Here is a 17,147-nt window from a genome sequence, read left to right as displayed (position 1 = left end):
AAGTCAATGACCTCCGTGACCACCGATATCAAGCCAGTAGCCATCGGCGAATCCCAGCTCGGCGCAGGCCAGCAGGTCTACGTCATCGGCGAAATCGGCATCAACCACAATGGTGACATCGAAATCGCCAAGCAGCTGATTGATGTTTCGGCTGAGGCCGGCGCCAACGCAGTGAAGTTCCAAAAGCGCACCCCGGAAATCTCCACCCCCACCGATATGCGTGACAAGATCCGCTCCACCCCATGGGGCGATATGACCTACCTGGACTACCGCTACCGCGTTGAGTTTGATGCAGCTCAGTACAAGGAGCTCATCTCCTACGCAGCTTCCAAGGGTCTGCATGCTTTTGCTTCCCCATGGGACGTTCCTTCGGTTGAATTCATGGAAGAGCAGGGTGCAGTCACCCACAAGGTAGCTTCGGCATCGGTCACCGACATCGAGCTGCTCAAGGCACTGGCAGAAACCGGCAAGCCAATCATTCTCTCCACTGGCATGTCCACCATCGAGCAGATCGACAAGGCCGTTGAGACCTTGGGTACTTCCAACCTGGTCATGATGCACGCCACCAGCACCTACCCACTGCCTCCAGAAGAGGCTAACCTGCGCATGATCGAAACCCTGCGCGATCGCTACCAGGTTCCAGTGGGCTACTCGGGCCACGAGCGCGGCCTGCAGATCTCGCTGGCAGCCGTGGCACTGGGCGCTGTGACCGTAGAGCGTCACATCACACTGGACCGCACCATGTGGGGTTCGGATCAGGCTTCCTCACTTGAGCCAAAGGGCTTCGAGTCGCTGATCCGCGACATCCGCATCCTCGAGCAGGCCATGGGTGACGGCGTGAAGAAGGTCTTCCCAGGCGAGTTGGCTCCACTGAGCCGCCTGCGCCGCGTCGACGCATAATCTCAGTTCTCCCCGTGACTTCTCGGCGGCCGAACCTTCCCGGTCCGGCCGCCGAGTGTCATTAGTTTTCACTTCATCACTTAGCACCAACCAAAGGAAGCCAGTCCCGCCATGACGAGCCCGATCCCTGGCCGCATATCCGTGGTCATCCCGGCCTACAACCAGGAGGCGTACATCTGCGACGCGCTGGCTTCCTTTCACGCCAACAGCTGGGCCGTTGGGAGATGGAAGTGCTCGTGGTTGACGATGCTTCCACCGACGCCACCGACGCCTTAGTCCAGTCGTACCTGGACTCAGTCCCCGGGCTTAAGCTGATCACGTTGGAAGAAAACGTCGGAGTTTCAGCTGCCAGAAATATCGCGTTGGAACAGGTCACTGGCGAGTTTTACACTTTCTTGGATCCAGATGATTGGTATGGCCCGCAGCATCTGGCTACCCTTGCGGACACCTTGAGCAACTTGCACGTTGATTTTGTACGCTGCGACCACGTCCGCGTCAGTGGCACCACCCGCGTGATGTTCCGTGCTCCTCAAGCCTTGCGTGGCATCGTGCTAAATCCTGCTGATGACATTGAGCCAATCGATTCACCGTCCATGGTGGACTACCCCTACTCATGGGCCGGGATGTACCGCACCGAGCTCATGCGCAGCATCGGCTGCTTCTACTTTGATGAGCAGTTGCAATCTGCCGAGGACCGTCCGTGGATCTGGAAGCTGCACCTCGATACCTCACGCTATGCAGTCATCTCCTCCCCCAGCGTCTTCTACCGACGCGGACTACCAAGTTCCCTCAGCCAGGTTTTTGACGAGCGCCAGTTAGGTTTCCTCGAGGCCTACAAACAAGTGCTCGCTGCCGTACGAGAACACCCAGATTCCGCCCGCCATCTTCCCAAGGCTTTGCGGCAGTTCTTCGCCATCGTGTGCCACCACGAGAAGCGTTCCAAGAACTATCCACCGCAGGTGCGACTGACCATCAAGCAGCAGCTGCGAGAAATCTTCAGCGACATCGACGTCACCGTTGCCCACCAAGTAGTACTCGAAATGGATGTTGCCCGGCGCCGGCATATCCTTTCCTACCTCCAGCCAGGGAAGATCGGGGTCAGCAAGTGATCGCACTGATTGAAGCCAGCAGCTACTTCCAGCTCGCTTCTTTGGCCGCGATGGCCGATGCAGGACTGCTTCCAGAAGCAGATGAGTACGTTTTAGTTTTGGTTAATGGCTCACAGGTTCCAGAGCTAACCACAGCGTTAGATCAGGTTCCAGGCTTCGAAAAACTTGCCTCGCGTTTTGATCGGGTGGTGGACTTCGCTGCACTGCTGGCCCCGCGCCGCCCTTTTCAGTTCAACCCGCGTGAAGACGAATTACACATTTTTGAGCGCCTGATGCGCCAAGCGTGGGACCTCGGTGACGGACCACTGACCTTGGTTTTGGAATCGATTCAGGTCAACCCTGCCCGCGCCCTGGCTCGCATCTTCTTTGATGCACAATTATGGGTTCACTCGGACGGGCTCATGTCCTATGGTCCAACCCGTTCCAGGCTAGCTATACCGTTGCGCCAACGTTTGATGGGAACAATCCATGTGGATCTAGTTCCTGGATTGGAACCGCACCTGCTCGCCGAGCTCGAGCCAGCACGCAAAGAACTTCATACCGAGCAGTTGGCTCAAGTTTTCACTGAACTCGCTACCGATGCTCATTTTGATTTGCCTGCATCCTCGGCGCTGATCCTCGGACAGTACCTCGGATCCCTTGGATTGATGGATTCCGAAGAAGAGTTTGATCTTCACGTCCAGATGCTCCAAGTTGCCATAGACCGTGGGCTGAGTACCGTCTTGTTTAAGGCGCACCCTTCAGCCAGTGCCACCTCGGCTGCGCGGTTGGCTACTGTCGGCGCCGAATTGGGATTAGATTTCCGAGTGTTGAACACAGATCATCTGGCAGAAACGGTGATCACTGCGGTGCGACCGAAGGTTGTTATCTCTTGCTTCTCTACCGGCCTGGCCACGGCCAGATACATTCTTGATACCGAGGTCCATGCCGTGGGCACCGGCATGATGCTCCAGGCACTGGCTCCCTATGAGAATTCGAACCGTATTCCACTCTCGATCATTCATGCCCTGTTTGTTCAGGGCCTGCCAGCTCCTACACACAGCGAAACTGATGACCAACTTTCGGCATTGCTGACAGCCGTGGCGTACTGCATGCAGCCTAATCAGCTGTCTGAATTGCGTGAGGCCGCTGAAGAGTTCTTGGCTTCCAACTACCTTGATTTCTCTGAGCACTTCAAGCGCCGTCGCATCACCAAGTTGGATCTACCACCACGCTTCGTTCATCTGGCCCCTGCGCGACGTACCTTGCCGTCTAAGGTTCGTTCAGCCTCGCGTCGAGTCTTGCGTAAAGGGTCAAAGAGACTTGATAAATTGTCCAGATCCCTGGGCCGACTGGCAAAATGACCCTCACCATGATGAAACTGACCCAGCATGATACTCACGAAGTTCCACGGCCTCGCTTTGGCACGGCACACGTGTGGGTTGAATCCCCTTGCAGTTACTCTCTGCCGTAGAAACTCACGCGGCAGGGCTCCTTGGTACGAACATTAGGGTCGTCCCACGTTTGGGCATGCCTCTGGAGGCAACCACCGAAGCGTTGCTGGCTCGTGCACCGGATGGTGTTCACTTTGAACCGGCCGCACGCAAACCACCTCATCCTAAAAGCTCTTCGGACCGTTATGTGACCGGAGATGCCTATTCGGGAAAGGTGCAGCGCAGTTTGCTGGCCGGAGTTAAAGCCAAAGAAATCATCATCATCGATGACGGGCTAGCAACCTTGGCACTGATCAAGCAGCTCATTAGCGATACTCCGGTGCCCTTGGTCCGCGCTCGAGCCAAGAATTCGGCAGCACGGGTTGCCATGGGTCTTGCTACCTGGCATCGGTTGCGCCAGCTGGCACGTGAAGAGCGACTGTTGATCGTCTCGGCGCTTTTTGTTGATCCTCCGACTCGTCAGAAGATGACCGCGTTGGGAATCAAGTTCGCTCAACACAAGTTTGAGTGGCTCGCTACTCAGCCGGTGGCCGAAAGTTTCACCGAACCAACCCTTTTGATCGGTTCAGCCATGGTTGCCGATCAGTTGATTCACGAACAGCCCTACCTGCAGTGGGTTGAACAGATCGCTTCGGAAGGTCCGGTGGCCTATTTCCCGCACCGACGTGAGACCCCACAGTTGCTGGAAAAGATTGCCAAGATTGATCAAGTAGTACTCAAGGAACATACGGTGCCCATTGAAATGCGCCTTCGTGTGCTGCGTCCCGGCCAGGAAATCCGGGCGCTTCCTTCCACGGTCATCCCTTCACTGCGATTGCTGCTGGGATCTGATGCGCGATTCCTTTACCCGCAGGCGGTTCCTGAACATTGGTGGACCGACGATACAGAACTTGAACTTCGTGAGCACCTATCCAGTTCGTTGAAGGTGTGAAGACACTAATGAAACCCTCTATTCTTGCTATTGCCGACTCAGATTCATATCTGAAAATGGCAACAAGTTTTTGCACCGTCTAGGCCCTGAATGGGACCGGAAAATCTATTTGGCACGCACCCCGGTCATGCCAACTGCGCAGCAAATCGCGGCAGCCTTCGAAGGAACCGATTTAGATCCAGCTGCGCTCGAGGTCATTCAGCTTTCTCAGCTCAACGCCGATACGGTGGCGCAAAACCTTGTTTTTGCCTCGGCAACTGGCCCTGTTGTCGCTGAAATTTACTCACGGATACTACGTACCGAACCAATTGACGGACGTTGCACCGCACTAATTTCTGCTCTGCCTGGTGTCGCCTACCCTGCGACTCGTAAGGGCTGGAATTACCGTCGCGCCGGCGATGCGTTTATTTGTCATTCTCATGCCGAAGCTCGCGATTTTTCCTATATGACCGAGCTAAGCGAGGGGCATCAGCCAACCATCATGGTCAGCAAGCTGCCGTTCTTGCACTCCATTGGTTTCCCTCCGGTCCAGGAGCACCAGTTCAGTCGTCTGGTGTTTGCACCTCAGGCCAAGGTTCCAGAGACTGAACAGCAGCGTGAATCCATCTTGTTAGCGTTGGAAAAGGCTAGCCAGATGAATCCGGGCCTCGAGGTTTTAATCAAGCTTCGTGCCAAGGCGGGTGAACCGCAGACGCATATGGAGGCCTATCCCTATGACAGTCTGTTCGATAACCTCAAAGCTCAAAAGCTGATCAGTTCAGAATCACGGATTCGCTTTGATGCGGGATCAATGAGCGAAGCCCTGGTTCCGGGCAGTGCATTGGTCACCGTGTCATCTACTGCCGCTTTAGAGTCCATTGATCGAGGTTTACCCACGATGGTGCTCTCTGATTTTGGCGTCAGTACTCAGATGATCAATACCGTATTTACTGCCTCGGGAATCATCGGGAATTTGAATGACGTTGTTTCCTTGAATTTCGGTGAACCCAGCAAAGCTTGGTTGAGGGAAAACTACTTCCACCGCATGGATCGCAGCTTCATTCAGTCCCTCGAGGTGTTGGCACAGCGGGCGAACGAGGGCAAGCTACGCACTGACCCTGAGATGTTGGCCTTTATTCGCCGACAGCCTCTGCGTCATCGCCTGCGCACGTCTTTGCCATCTCCGGTGGTCAAGGTGTTACTGAAGGTTCGTCGTAGCTACCAACGCTCACGTGGTAGCAACACTAGAACTATGTCATGAGTGTCTGCTAAATTGATACTGACATACATTTTGGCCTGACTTCCAGCTAGGAGACACGAGTAAAAGTCTTTTTACTTCTGTACAAAATGGCCGTCCTTGTTAGCTCAGCTTCGACCATCAACCGTTGACCGTAGTCGCCAGGGTCCGCCCTACTCAGCATTAGATTTGTAATGTCTTGGCTGGTTGGGAATGTTCTGGTCTTCATAAGGCTTAATAGCTTCAAGGGCAATCTCCAGCATGTGCTTTTGATGCGCCCTAAAGTCCGAAGGTCTTACACATTTTCAAAGGAGCCCATGTGTCAGCAAACTCGATCCGTGTTGCCATCGTTGGAGTAGGCAACTGCGCCACTTCACTTATCCAAGGTGTTGAGTACTACCGAAATGCGGACCCAGCGGTCAGCGTTCCAGGTCTTATGCATGTGCAGTTCGGCCAGTACCACGTTGGTGACGTTCAGTTCGTTACTGCCTTTGACGTTGATGCCAAGAAGGTCGGCCTCGATCTCGCAGAAGCAATTCTGGCCAGCGAAAACAACACCATCAAAATCGCTGATGTTCCTACGACCGGGGTTACGGTGCAGCGCGGTCACACCCTTGATGGGCTAGGCAAGTACTACCGCGAGACCATCGAAGAGTCTGATGCGCAGCCGGTAGATATCGTTGCGCAGCTAAAGGAAAACAAGGTGGACGTCCTAGTCTGCTACCTTCCCGTTGGATCTGAGCAGGCCGCCAAGTACTACGCTCAGTGCGCGATTGATGCCGGCGTTGCTTTTGTTAATGCCTTGCCAGTGTTCATCGCTGGCACTCCCGAGTGGGCTGCGAAATTCACCGAAGCGGGCGTCCCAATTGTTGGCGACGATATCAAGAGCCAGATCGGTGCGACTATCACCCACCGTGTGATGGCCAAGTTGTTTGAAGACCGAGGCGTAGTGCTCGACCGCACCTACCAACTGAACGTTGGCGGCAACATGGATTTCAAGAACATGCTCGAGCGCGACCGTTTGGAATCAAAGAAGATCTCCAAAACTCAGGCAGTCACCTCAAATACTTCGGCTCAACTGGCCGCTGACGATGTTCACATCGGCCCGAGCGACTACGTTGCTTGGTTGGATGACCGGAAGTGGGCTTTTGTTCGCCTCGAGGGACGCAATTTCGGAGATGCTCCAGTGAATTTGGAGTACAAGCTAGAAGTTTGGGACTCACCAAACTCTGCAGGTGTCATCATCGATGCGGTACGCGCAGCCAAGATCGCCCTGGATCGCGGCATCGGTGGCCCAATTTTGTCTGCATCGAGCTACTTCATGAAGTCGCCACCCGAGCAGTACGACGATGAAACAGCACGCAACAAAGTCGAGGCCTTCATCCGCGGCGACGTGGAACGCTAGTTCTCACTACCAAAACACCCTTAGATGCGGAGAAGCCCGCCGGCTTGCAGGCCGGCGGGCCTCTGAGCATTAATATGCGAGTTCATTATGGGGTACCTCTGATTCGACGGACGGACAACGGTAATGGCGTTGTCGCGGATCAACGAATACGTAGGTACATCTCTACGGGCACATGGTTTTTCAGTTCACGCTCACGCATGCGACGGTTAAATTCTGTGCTGTCGAGGTTTTTCAACTTGCGACTGGCTTGTCGATTTTTCATTTGTTTTCCCTCCCTTCGTTAACTTTCGAAGGGTTGGGAAGATCTTGTCGCGTCGTGGAGATTGCGCGAGCCTTGAGGCTTTCGGGTCCTGCGAAGATAAGTTCCGAGGTGCGAACAGCCTGTTGAGCGGATGAGGAAAACAGGAGGCTAGACATGAAAAAGTTCCTAAGGTGGGAGTCGATTACTGACTTTCAACCTCAGGAACTTGGGTGGGGATCACCGTGTTCTAGGAATCCACTGTTCCGGAGGTTGGAGAGAAAAGGCCGTGATTGCCGGTAGACATAAAGCCACAGTCAATTCGCCATGTGCGATGAGTTGAAATATCCAGATTGATATTCATCGTTTCTCCACCTCCTAAGATCTATTTGTTGGCCAGCCGCGAATCGCCACGGGGCCTGCTAATAAGTTTCATCGATCCGCAAGTCTCATTGAGACTTCCCAATCACAGTATTCAGCATACATTGATTGCACAGGCTCCGCCACTAATTAGGTCAAAAAGTTTAAGAACTTTTTCGAGCATGAAAAAGCACCCGGCCCCTTGAGGGTGCCGGGTGCTCATTCTGTCTCTGTGCTTGTCAGCAGTTACTCTTCGGTAATTGCTTCCTGCGCTTCAGGCTGCTCGCTCCACCAAGCTCGTAGCTGCTCAATGGCAGCATCTTCACCCAGCGGGCCTTCATCCAAACGAAGCTCGAGCAAGAACTTGTAGGCACGACCAACTACCGGCCCAGGCTTAATGCCCAAGATGCCCATAATCTGTTGCCCGTCCAAGTCTGGACGGATCGACTGCAGCTCTTCCTGCTCAGCAATCTGCGCAATGCGTGCCTCGAGATCATCGTAGGCAAAGGCCAGTCGATCCGACTTCTTGCGATTGCGCGTGGTGACATCCGAACGGGTCAGGCGGTGCAGGTACTCAAGCAAGTCACCGGCATCGGTAACGTAGCGGCGCACCGCAGAGTCAGACCAGCCTGCTTCGCCGTAACCATAAAACCGCATGTGCAGCTCAACGAGCCGAGCCACAGCTTTGGTGGTTTCCTTATCAAAACGCAGGGCCCGCATGCGCGCTTTGACCATCTTGGAGCCAACCATGTCGTGATGGCGGAAAGACACCGCGCCGTTAGGTTCAAACTTGCGTGTGGCCGGCTTGCCAATGTCATGCATCAACGCTGCAAAGCGCAGAACAAAGTTGGGTCCAGGCACTGGGCCATCTTGATCCGTTTCCATCGAGACGGCCTGCTCGAGCACAGTCAATGAGTGCTGGTAGACATCCTTGTGCCGATGGTGCTCATCAATTTCTAGGCGCAGTGCTGAAACTTCAGGCAGTACTCTGTCAGCCAACCCGGTCTCAACCAGCAGGTTGATGCCCGCCCGAGGATCTGCTCCCTTGATCAGCTTCACCAATTCGTCACGCACACGCTCCGCGGAAATGATCTCAATACGTTCGGTCATCTCGCTCATGGCCTGACGAACCTCGGCGCTGACTTCAATCTGCAGCTGCGAAGCAAAACGCGCTGCACGCATCATGCGCAATGGATCATCCGAGAAGGAAATATCCGGAGCACCTGGAGTCCTGATCGACTGATCTCTCAACGAGGACACCCCATCAAAGGGGTCCACCAGTTCAAGATCTGGCAATCGAAGTGCCATCGAGTTCATGGTGAAGTCACGGCGGAACAGGTCATCGTGCAGGTTATCGCCAAAGGCAACAATTGGCTTACGCGATTGGCTGTCGTACGCATCTGCCCTATAGGTGGTGACTTCCAAAGTATGCTCGCCCTTTTTGAAGGCGATAGTGCCGAACTCTCGACCCACATCCCAGATATTGTCGGCCCAACCGGAGATCACCTTAATGGTTTCTTCCGGGCGCGCGCTGGTGGTGAAGTCTAGGTCCGGGGATACTCGACCCAAGTAGAGATCTCGGACCGGTCCACCCACCAGGGACAACTCATGGCCCGCCGCCACAAAACGGTCGGCCAAGTCGAAAATAACCGAGGGCAGGATTTGACGTAATACGTCAGGTGAGGGAAGTGCATGCATAGTTACTTAAGCGTGCCAGAAATCTGGGCAAAATGCTTGAAAATGCGCTGAAATTGCTTGCGATATAACTTACTTGTCCACGTCGATAAAGCGAACGAGGCCACTTTCTCGATAGAGTGGATCCATGAACCGACCGATCCCGTCTGCCCCAAAGCGCACCCCATTGACTGCGTCAATGGCTCGTGCGCAGGCAACTGGCGGTCATACAAGCTTGCCAACGGTGGAAGAAGTCTCTTCCGGCGGCATTGTGATCGACTTCAACGCACCCAAACTCCCCGTCGCAATTATCGCCCGGTATAACCGTGGCGGCCGGCTGGAATGGTGCCTGCCCAAGGGTCACCCCGAGGGAATAGAAAACAATGAGGAAGCGGCTATCCGCGAAATCGAGGAAGAGACCGGCATCGCCGGAAAGATCCTTGCCCCGTTGGGTTCGGTCGATTACTGGTTCACCGTGACCAATTACCGGGTGCACAAAACTGTGCACCATTTCCTGCTGGAAGCTACTGGCGGACAACTAACGATCGAGAACGACCCCGATCACGAAGCCGTCGATGTTGCCTGGGTACCTCTTGATGCCCTAGGCAAACGCCTGTCCTTCCCTAATGAACGCCGGATCGCTGATCTGGCACGCGAGGTTCTTACAAAGCATGTCTCAGGTTCCTAATTCTTCTGCGGGCTCCGATCAGCAGCCAATGACCGGGGCCATGGACTTAGTCGCCGAACCTCCCCAGCAGCTGCATACCCAGCAGGGACGCTCACGCTCTAAGATCTACGCCCTGATGGCCTCGGGAACCATGGTTTCGCGTCTGTTGGGCTTTGCTCGCACCGCGTTGCTGGCGATGGCTATTGGTTCGGTCACCTCGGTGGCCGATATTTTCGAAAAAGCCAACGTCATCCCGACGATCATCTACATGTTGCTCGCCGGTGGCGTCTTCAACGTGGTGCTGATCCCGCAGCTGATCAAGGCGTCCAAAGCTAAAGACCGAGGTGCTGCGTACACCTCAAAGCTTTTGACCTTGGTTGTGGTGGTGATGGGGCTGCTCACCCTGGTCCTGACCATCTGCGCTAAACCGTTGATCATCGCGCTGACCAACAACTGGACCGACCCGATGATCATGCTGGGCACTGCGTTTGCCTATTGGTCTCTTCCGCAGATCTTCTTCTACGGGCTCTACGCGGTACTAGGCCAGGTACTCAACGCCAACGGGCGATTTGCCGCCTTTATGTGGGCCCCGGCGGTCAACAACATCATTCAGCTACTAGTCATTGGCGCCTTCATCCTGACCTTCGGCGCTTACTCTTCGGGCGATCCGATGCAGGACTGGAGCGCGGTCAAAACCATGTGGCTTGCCGGTGGCGCCACCCTAGGCATTGTGTTGCAGTCCTTGGTGCTCTTCTGGCCACTGAAGAAGGTCGGCATTAAGCTGAGCTTTGACTTTGGCTGGCGCGGCATGGGCCTGCGCCACGTGGGCAAGCTGGCCATCTGGACCTTGGGCGCCATGGTCATCGGCAACCTCTCCTCGTTGCTGTACTCCAAGATCGTCTCTGGTGCCACCGCAGCTCGTACCTCCATGGCTCCCGAACAGGCCGCCTCGGTGGCCGGTGAGTACGCGCTGAATACCTCGCAGCTGATCACCGTTTTGCCACACTCGCTGTTCGCGCTGACCGTGGCCACCGTGCTATTTAACGACTTCGCAAGAGCCTTCACCGAAAAGCGCTACGCCGATGTTGGCCAGCTACTGAACCGCGGCATGCGCTCTACCGCCATCCCAATCGTCTTCTGCACCATCGTGTTTATCGTGCTTGCCGGTCCGCTGGGTCGACTGTTTGCTGGCTCCTCGGAGAACGCCGCGCAAGCCGCCGGAGCACTGGGCCAGTTGTTGGTTCTCACCGCCTTGGGCCTGCCATTTAAGTCCCTCCAGTTCTTCATGCTGCGCGTGTTCTACGCCGAAGAAGATACCCGCACCCCGATGCTGATCCAGTCCGCCACCGCGGCGGTTGGCCTAATCTTGGCCTTCACCGCAGCAGCCGTGATTGACCCAATGCACATCGCTGCGGCCATTGCCTTCATCTACGGCCTGACCAACGTGCTCTCCTGCATCGGCACCCACTTCCTGGTTAAGCGCCGCTACGGAAACTACGGTGTGCAGTCGGTGATCGATACCTATGTTCGCATCGGTTGGATGGCTACGCTCTCCGGCGCAGTGGGCTGCTTGGTGCTGTGGCTACTGGGTGGATTCAGCTTCGGATTTGCCTACTCCTCGCTGATTAACGCCATAATTTCGATCATTGCGGTGGCCGGAACCATGGGCGTTGTCTACATCGGATTACTCCACAAAACCAAGGTGCCGGAGCTAGATGGCTTCCTCGGTCCGATCCTTCGAAGAATCCCAGGATTCAAGCGCTAAAAAACCTTGGAAACTTGCCAGTGATTCTGCGCAAGATTGGCACCAAATCGGCCCCGCTGACAGGTAACATGACAGGTGGTGGTCTGAGTACTGCTACCGAAGAACAATCAACCCTTGGAGATGCACGTGGCGCAGCCAATCGATGTCGGCTCTGTCCTCAGCGGCCGTTACCAGGTCACTGAGACCGTCCTTTCATCAGCTGAAGGTGACTTGGTACTTGCAGGCATTGACCAAGTACTTAATCGCTCCGTCAGCATCATGGTGGCTTCGGCCGAGAACTCCTCTCAGCTGGCCGCTAGTGCCCGCGAAATTGCGATGGGTGAACGCGCCTCCAACGTCCAGGTACTGGACCTTGGCATCACCGACACCAACCAGAGCTACCTCGTGGCCAATGTGGCACGCTCTTCGGACCTGTTGGACCTAGTTCTCGAGTCCGACGACGCACCCTACGTTGAACCGTTCTTCACCGACACCTTGGGCACTGAGATCTTCGGCGTGACCCGTCAGTCCGCCCCAGAGTCTTACGAGGACGACAACCAGTACGAGGTCGAGCCTGCTGAACAAAACAAGTTCGGCACCGCCTTCTCCAGCGGTTTTGCCGGTCTGAAGAACCGCTTCGGCAAGAAAAACCAAGACCAGGCCAATGGCCAGCAGTCGGACCAGACCGCTCCTAACGAGCAGGTTCCGGCTACCACTGCCCACCCTGTGGCTTCCACCGAGCCACCGACCACCGAGGGTCAGCCAGCGGTTACCCGTCTTGATGATCAGGACGACGAGCCAAACGTCACCGCCACCGCAGCCTTAGCTGCCGCCGCCCAGTCAAAGGGTGATACCCCAGCGGCTGCAAAGCCAGCTGACGCAAAGTCGGATTCGACTCAGTCTGATTCGGCCAAGTCCGAGTCCGCCAAATCAGATTCCACCAAGCCTAAGGCCGCTGCTGGCGCCGCCGCCGGAACCGCAGCAGGTGCCGCTGCAGCAAAGCCAGCTCAGCAGCCAGTTCAGAAGCCAGCTGCGGATAACAAGCCTGTTGAGGACGAGCAGAAGCCCGCCAAGAAGAAGGGTGCCGGTGTAGCCGGTGCCGCAGCAGGTGCCGCGGGCGCTGTTGCTACTGGTGCAGCCGCTGTTGCAGCCAAGGCATCAACTTTCCCAGCCGCCGCCAAAAACGTTGTCGTCCCAAACCAGGCTGCGGCCACCGGGCAAGAAGATGATGAGTCGACGTCCAAGGGCACTCGCATTGTGGTTGGCGCGGTTCTGCTGATCATCTTGATCCTTGCCGTGGTCTTCGCCTTCAACTTCCTTGGTGGCGATAAGGAAACTACTGCCGATACCTCCAACGAGCCTCAGCAGTCCGCTGCTCCTTCCGAGTCGGCCAAGCCGAAGGAATCCTCCGAGCCGGCCTTGCCAAAGCCTGTAATTTCGGATATTTCACGACTGGTTCCTGGTAACCAGCAGTTGAATGCTGAAACCGATGGCAAGCTGGCCAACATGGTCGACGGCAACGCCTCGAGCACCTATGACACCTTCACCTACACCACCAGCAACTTCGGTGGCTTCGCCTCCAATATGGTCTTCATCCTCGAGCTCAAGGACAAGGCGGCCATCTCCGAGGTGAACTTGGAAGGTTTGAATGGCACCGGCGGTGACTACGAGATCCTCGTTGGTGATTCCGATGATCTGGGCAATGCTAAGTCTGTAGCCAAGGGCTCATTCTCCGGCCCATCGGTCTCCGTGGCCGTGAAGGACGGGGATAAGGATTCCATGGAAGGCTCCTACGTCTTCCTCGATGTCACCGACCTGCCTCGTAAGGCATCGGGCAGCAACTCATCGCGACCATACGGTCTGCAAATCGGTGAATTCTCCGCCAAGTAACAGTAGCGGAATTTTTTAGCAAAGCCATACGTTGAGGTGGATAGTGAGGTAAAGCCTCGCTATCCACCTCGCAATTTTAGGACGAAAGGGTTCTATCCCCGTGACTTCAGCACAGAACGACGAAATCCGCGACGTAATCATCGTCGGCTCCGGCCCGTCGGGTTATACAGCTGCGATTTACACCGCCCGTGCGAACCTTAAACCTCTGGTTATCGCAGGTTCGGTTACAGCTGGTGGCGAACTGATGAACACCACCGAGGTGGAGAACTTCCCAGGTTTCCCAGAGGGCATCATGGGCCCAGACTTGATGGACAACCTGCAGAAGCAGGCAGAGCGCTTTGGCGCTGAAATCTTGTTCGACGACGTTACCGAAATGGACCTGAAAGGCGACATCAAGACCTTGTCGCTGGCTGATGGCACCACCTACCGTGCACATGCCGTCATCGTCTCCACCGGCTCCGCATACCGCGAGCTGGGCCTAGAAGACGAGAAGCGCCTCTCCGGCCACGGCGTCTCCTGGTGCGCTACCTGCGACGGTTTCTTCTTCCGCGACCAGAACATCGCCGTCATCGGCGGTGGCGACTCAGCCATGGAAGAGGCACTGTTCCTGACCAAGTTTGCTGCCAAGGTCACCGTTGTACACCGTCGCAGTGAGCTGCGCGCATCAAAGATCATGGCAGATCGCGCCCTGGCCCACGAGAAGATTGACTTCGTTTGGGACTCAGAGGTTGTCGGCATCAACGGCGAGGATAAGGTTCAGAGCATTGCACTGAAGAACCTCGTCAACGGCGCCGAGAGCACCCTGGACGTCACCGGTATCTTTGTTGCCATTGGCAATGACCCACGCGTTGATCTCGTCAAGGATCAGCTCGAGCTGACTTCCGAGGGCACCATCGCCGTCGAAGGACGTACTTCGAAGACTTCGCTGCCAGGCGTATTTGCTGCAGGCGACGTCATCGATTCCACTTACCGCCAGGCAATCACCGCAGCCGGTTCCGGCTGCGCCGCTGCACAGGACGTGGAGCACTACCTGGCCAACATCACCACCGAAACCGTAGCTACCGTCTAAGTAGATTTCTCAGAAAGGGGTTGTCTCTCATGAGCAACGCAAAAGCAGTAACTGAAGCAACCTTCCAGAGCGAAGTTCTGGATTCCGAAAAGCCAGTCATCGTCGATTTCTGGGCAGAGTGGTGCGGTCCTTGCCGCCAGCTTGGTCCAGTACTGGATCAGATTGCTGAAGAGCACGCTGAAAAGGTAGACGTTGTAAAGATCAACGTTGACGAGAACCAGGGCATCGCCGCTAAGTACGGCATCACCAGCATCCCTGCTGTTTACGTTTTCAAGGGTGGCGAGCACGTAGCTACCTCGATCGGTGCTAAGCCAAAGGCTGTCATCGAAAAGGACTTTGCAGAGTACCTGTAAGTCACTAGCTTTACCAGAAGGGGATCGGCCATCGGCCGGTCCCCCTTTTCTTGTCTCAGCATGTTTTCAGACCCTAGCTGGGGTTAGGGTGAACTAGGTGCCTCTCCTGAGAGCTATTTGGAGCACGATATGCGGTATGAAAGTTATTTACTTTGTTTTTCTAGATATTCTTACTTGAAACTAGAATTCTGTCCTCACCGGGCTCAGGAGAGCGGTTCGTTCAAAGCGTCTGCCGGTGATTGCCAAAGATGCATCCTCTACGATCGAAAATGGTATTTGCATTTCTCTCGAATCAGCCAGAGCAACCCCTTGAACTGCAGTTGGTTCCCTCGGGAGGAAAACTAGCTCCTCCTTCCACGGTGTAAGTCTGCTTTGTAGATCCCGTCAGTTTTTGTATTCACGACTCTTTCAGACCAACGCGTTAGACCTATGTGTAGTTATCGATTAAAACGTCGGTTTTTTGCTCTCCGAGTCCCGCATGGAAATGTTGTGAACCGAGATGGAATCTTGGGTTCCTGGCCACCGATGCTGACAACGATAGCTCCTCCCTGAACGCCCAAGCTGTCAAAGACACATCCTCTTCGCAATGTCCGTGCCCTCAGTGTCTATAGCTTCTGCTTGCTGCCCCGGTGTCTGTCCGCGACCCACACGGAGCATACGGACAGAGTCAACTGAACGAATCTTTTCAAATTTCCCATAGGAGCTATCTAGTCCAAGTTTCAGTCCAACCAACCTGGTGGCGAGGAGATCATCACGCTCATAGGAGCTCTCCCTCAAGACCGGACACAGTCTCTGCACCCCACCTGAAACTCAGCTGATCTTCACTAGATCTTAGAGAGCCATACGTCAGCTAGCCGCTCGCTCTCCCCAGAATTCGTGAGCTTTCCTTCGACGCTCGATATACATCGTCAAGCGCCGCGAGTTCAGCCTCCTGATGCGTTCTGCCGACATGACATGCACTCATCGCGGTACCAATTGCCTAGAGTATGCGCTCGATAGGCCCAAAACTCGTTCTTATAGTCATCCCGGAACCTCTCTGGATCACTGGACAGCCTAGAATCGGCCTCTAGAGGCCGTAGGGGCCTCACGTGGAAACGTGGGGGAACCTCTCACGAGAGAGGAGGCTCTGGAGGCCCCTGAGGGGGCCGTAGAGCACCTAAGGGGTGCTCGGTTGCCCTAGAAGAGTTCTGTTGGGCATTTAGGCACTTGAAACACGTGTCTTCGGCGCTTTTGTTCGCATAAAACCAGGCCAGTGGTATCCATTCCTTACGAGCTCGAACTTCTATCTAGGTCACGCTGTACAGCAGAAGTTATCGGCCCATGAACCGCGCAAGTCTCTCTGGGCGCACCCGATCATGGTCGCCCGATCCGGGGCTACTCCGGCATCAGCTCCTGTCGCTTCTGAAGGGTCAATACATGAGGTCGGGACCACCGCTGAGGCCACAACGTTGATCGCGCGGCAGGCGTCGATTTCGATCTGCGAGACCGTCACTCAGCGTGGGCTCGGCATAGCGCGCATCCGTCACATACTCGCATGTCTCTATGTACTAAGCCGTCTCTTCTGGACACGTTTCCTGTTCTCATTCTTCGACACCATATAGCCTGCCGTCCTCAGTTGAATGGCTAACTGAGCTTCACTTGGCTTCCCCAGAACAATGTGAGCACTATGTTGTCTTGGATGGATACCAATCTCGTGGCGACCTAAACTGCATTCCAGGATTTCTAAAGAACTATGCCACCAGTCCGCTTGGATGTTTCACGTGAAACTTACGGCAATCCGTCGCTGGAAGTGCCTGCGCAATTACGCACTTTTCACCACTGTTTCACGTGAAACATCAATGTAGTTCGTCGTGCCCATCCAATACTTGCACTGCTCAGCCTGGATGGAACCGACTCGAGGCGCTCCCTTCTGTTCACAGTCCTGCTGTTCATTGCTACGCCAAGGAACAGGCGGCAACGGATGGATCGTGTTTCAACAACAGACCCGCAGCGCCCATGATGCTCAGCTTTACAGTACGAGACACTGATACTGATCAGCACCAATACATAATCATCGAACAGGAAATTTCTGAGCCTCCAATAATTATTTATGGGAAGGCCTGAACTGCCCCGTCGCCCCGCAGGTCTCAGAAAGTCCTATGAAAGCCATCCGAACACG

General features: G+C 55.2%; 13 protein-coding genes. 11 read left to right on the top strand and 2 right to left on the bottom strand.

The features are described 5' to 3' along the window. Nucleotides 1–6 precede the first annotated feature (6 nt). From N6V40_RS02830 to N6V40_RS02805, 6 genes are all read left to right on the top strand, one after another. A complete protein-coding gene (locus N6V40_RS02830; protein WP_131089635.1) occupies nt 7–900 on the top strand; it encodes an N-acetylneuraminate synthase family protein in 894 nt (297 codons plus the stop codon). A gap of 236 nt (nt 901–1,136) precedes the next feature. Continuing rightward, nucleotides 1,137–2,009, top strand: a complete 873-nt coding sequence (locus N6V40_RS02825) for a glycosyltransferase family 2 protein (RefSeq protein ID WP_262198899.1) — start codon at nt 1,137–1,139, stop codon at nt 2,007–2,009. Continuing rightward, complete coding sequence (locus tag N6V40_RS02820; RefSeq protein WP_262198897.1) at nt 2,006–3,352, top strand: polysialyltransferase family glycosyltransferase; 1,347 nt, start codon at nt 2,006–2,008, stop codon at nt 3,350–3,352. Before N6V40_RS02825 ends, N6V40_RS02820 begins: the two co-directional genes overlap by 4 nt. A 166-nt stretch (nt 3,353–3,518) precedes the next feature. Then, complete coding sequence (locus N6V40_RS02815; protein WP_262198895.1) at nt 3,519–4,373, top strand: hypothetical protein; 855 nt, start codon at nt 3,519–3,521, stop codon at nt 4,371–4,373. Between the two features lie 109 nt (nt 4,374–4,482). Then, complete coding sequence (locus N6V40_RS02810; RefSeq protein ID WP_262198893.1) at nt 4,483–5,613, top strand: DUF6716 putative glycosyltransferase; 1,131 nt, start codon at nt 4,483–4,485, stop codon at nt 5,611–5,613. Nucleotides 5,614–5,908: 295 nt separating this feature from the next. Beyond that, nucleotides 5,909–6,994: an inositol-3-phosphate synthase gene (locus N6V40_RS02805; protein ID WP_131089640.1), complete on the top strand. Its 1,086-nt coding sequence runs from the start codon at nt 5,909–5,911 to the stop codon at nt 6,992–6,994. Between the two features lie 139 nt (nt 6,995–7,133). On the opposite strand, the gene N6V40_RS02800 is transcribed toward N6V40_RS02805, so the two are convergent. Both N6V40_RS02800 and N6V40_RS02795 read right to left on the bottom strand, forming a co-directional pair. After that, nucleotides 7,134–7,256 (bottom strand): hypothetical protein, encoded by a 123-nt coding sequence (locus tag N6V40_RS02800; RefSeq protein WP_262198890.1) that lies wholly within the window; start codon nt 7,254–7,256, stop codon nt 7,134–7,136. 582 nt (nt 7,257–7,838) lie between these two features. Next, a complete protein-coding gene (locus tag N6V40_RS02795) occupies nt 7,839–9,290 on the bottom strand; it encodes a CCA tRNA nucleotidyltransferase (protein ID WP_131089641.1) in 1,452 nt (483 codons plus the stop codon). 124 nt (nt 9,291–9,414) lie between these two features. On the opposite strand from N6V40_RS02795, the gene N6V40_RS02790 reads away from it, so the two are divergent. The 5 genes from N6V40_RS02790 (at nt 9,415) to trxA (ending at nt 14,989) form a co-directional block, all read left to right on the top strand. Further along, nucleotides 9,415–9,954: an NUDIX domain-containing protein gene (locus N6V40_RS02790; RefSeq protein WP_131089642.1), complete on the top strand. Its 540-nt coding sequence runs from the start codon at nt 9,415–9,417 to the stop codon at nt 9,952–9,954. Further along, nucleotides 9,938–11,698, top strand: coding sequence for a murein biosynthesis integral membrane protein MurJ (murJ, locus tag N6V40_RS02785; RefSeq protein ID WP_262198887.1), 1,761 nt, complete (start codon nt 9,938–9,940; stop codon nt 11,696–11,698). The genes N6V40_RS02790 and murJ overlap by 17 nt, the downstream gene beginning before the upstream one ends. A gap of 126 nt (nt 11,699–11,824) precedes the next feature. Beyond that, nucleotides 11,825–13,567 (top strand): hypothetical protein, encoded by a 1,743-nt coding sequence (locus N6V40_RS02780; RefSeq protein WP_165477327.1) that lies wholly within the window; start codon nt 11,825–11,827, stop codon nt 13,565–13,567. A gap of 100 nt (nt 13,568–13,667) precedes the next feature. After that, nucleotides 13,668–14,636: a thioredoxin-disulfide reductase gene (gene trxB, locus N6V40_RS02775; protein WP_262198885.1), complete on the top strand. Its 969-nt coding sequence runs from the start codon at nt 13,668–13,670 to the stop codon at nt 14,634–14,636. A 29-nt stretch (nt 14,637–14,665) separates the two neighbouring features. Then, entirely contained in the window at nt 14,666–14,989 is a 324-nt protein-coding gene (gene trxA, locus N6V40_RS02770) for a thioredoxin (RefSeq protein ID WP_131089644.1), read from the top strand. Nucleotides 14,990–17,147: the final 2,158 nt, after the last annotated feature.

Source organism: Glutamicibacter sp. M10 (assembly GCF_025452055.1).
Lineage (GTDB): Bacteria > Actinomycetota > Actinomycetes > Actinomycetales > Micrococcaceae > Glutamicibacter.
The sequence above is the reverse complement of the archived record's forward strand: the minus strand, read 5'-3'. Positions and strand labels throughout refer to the sequence as shown.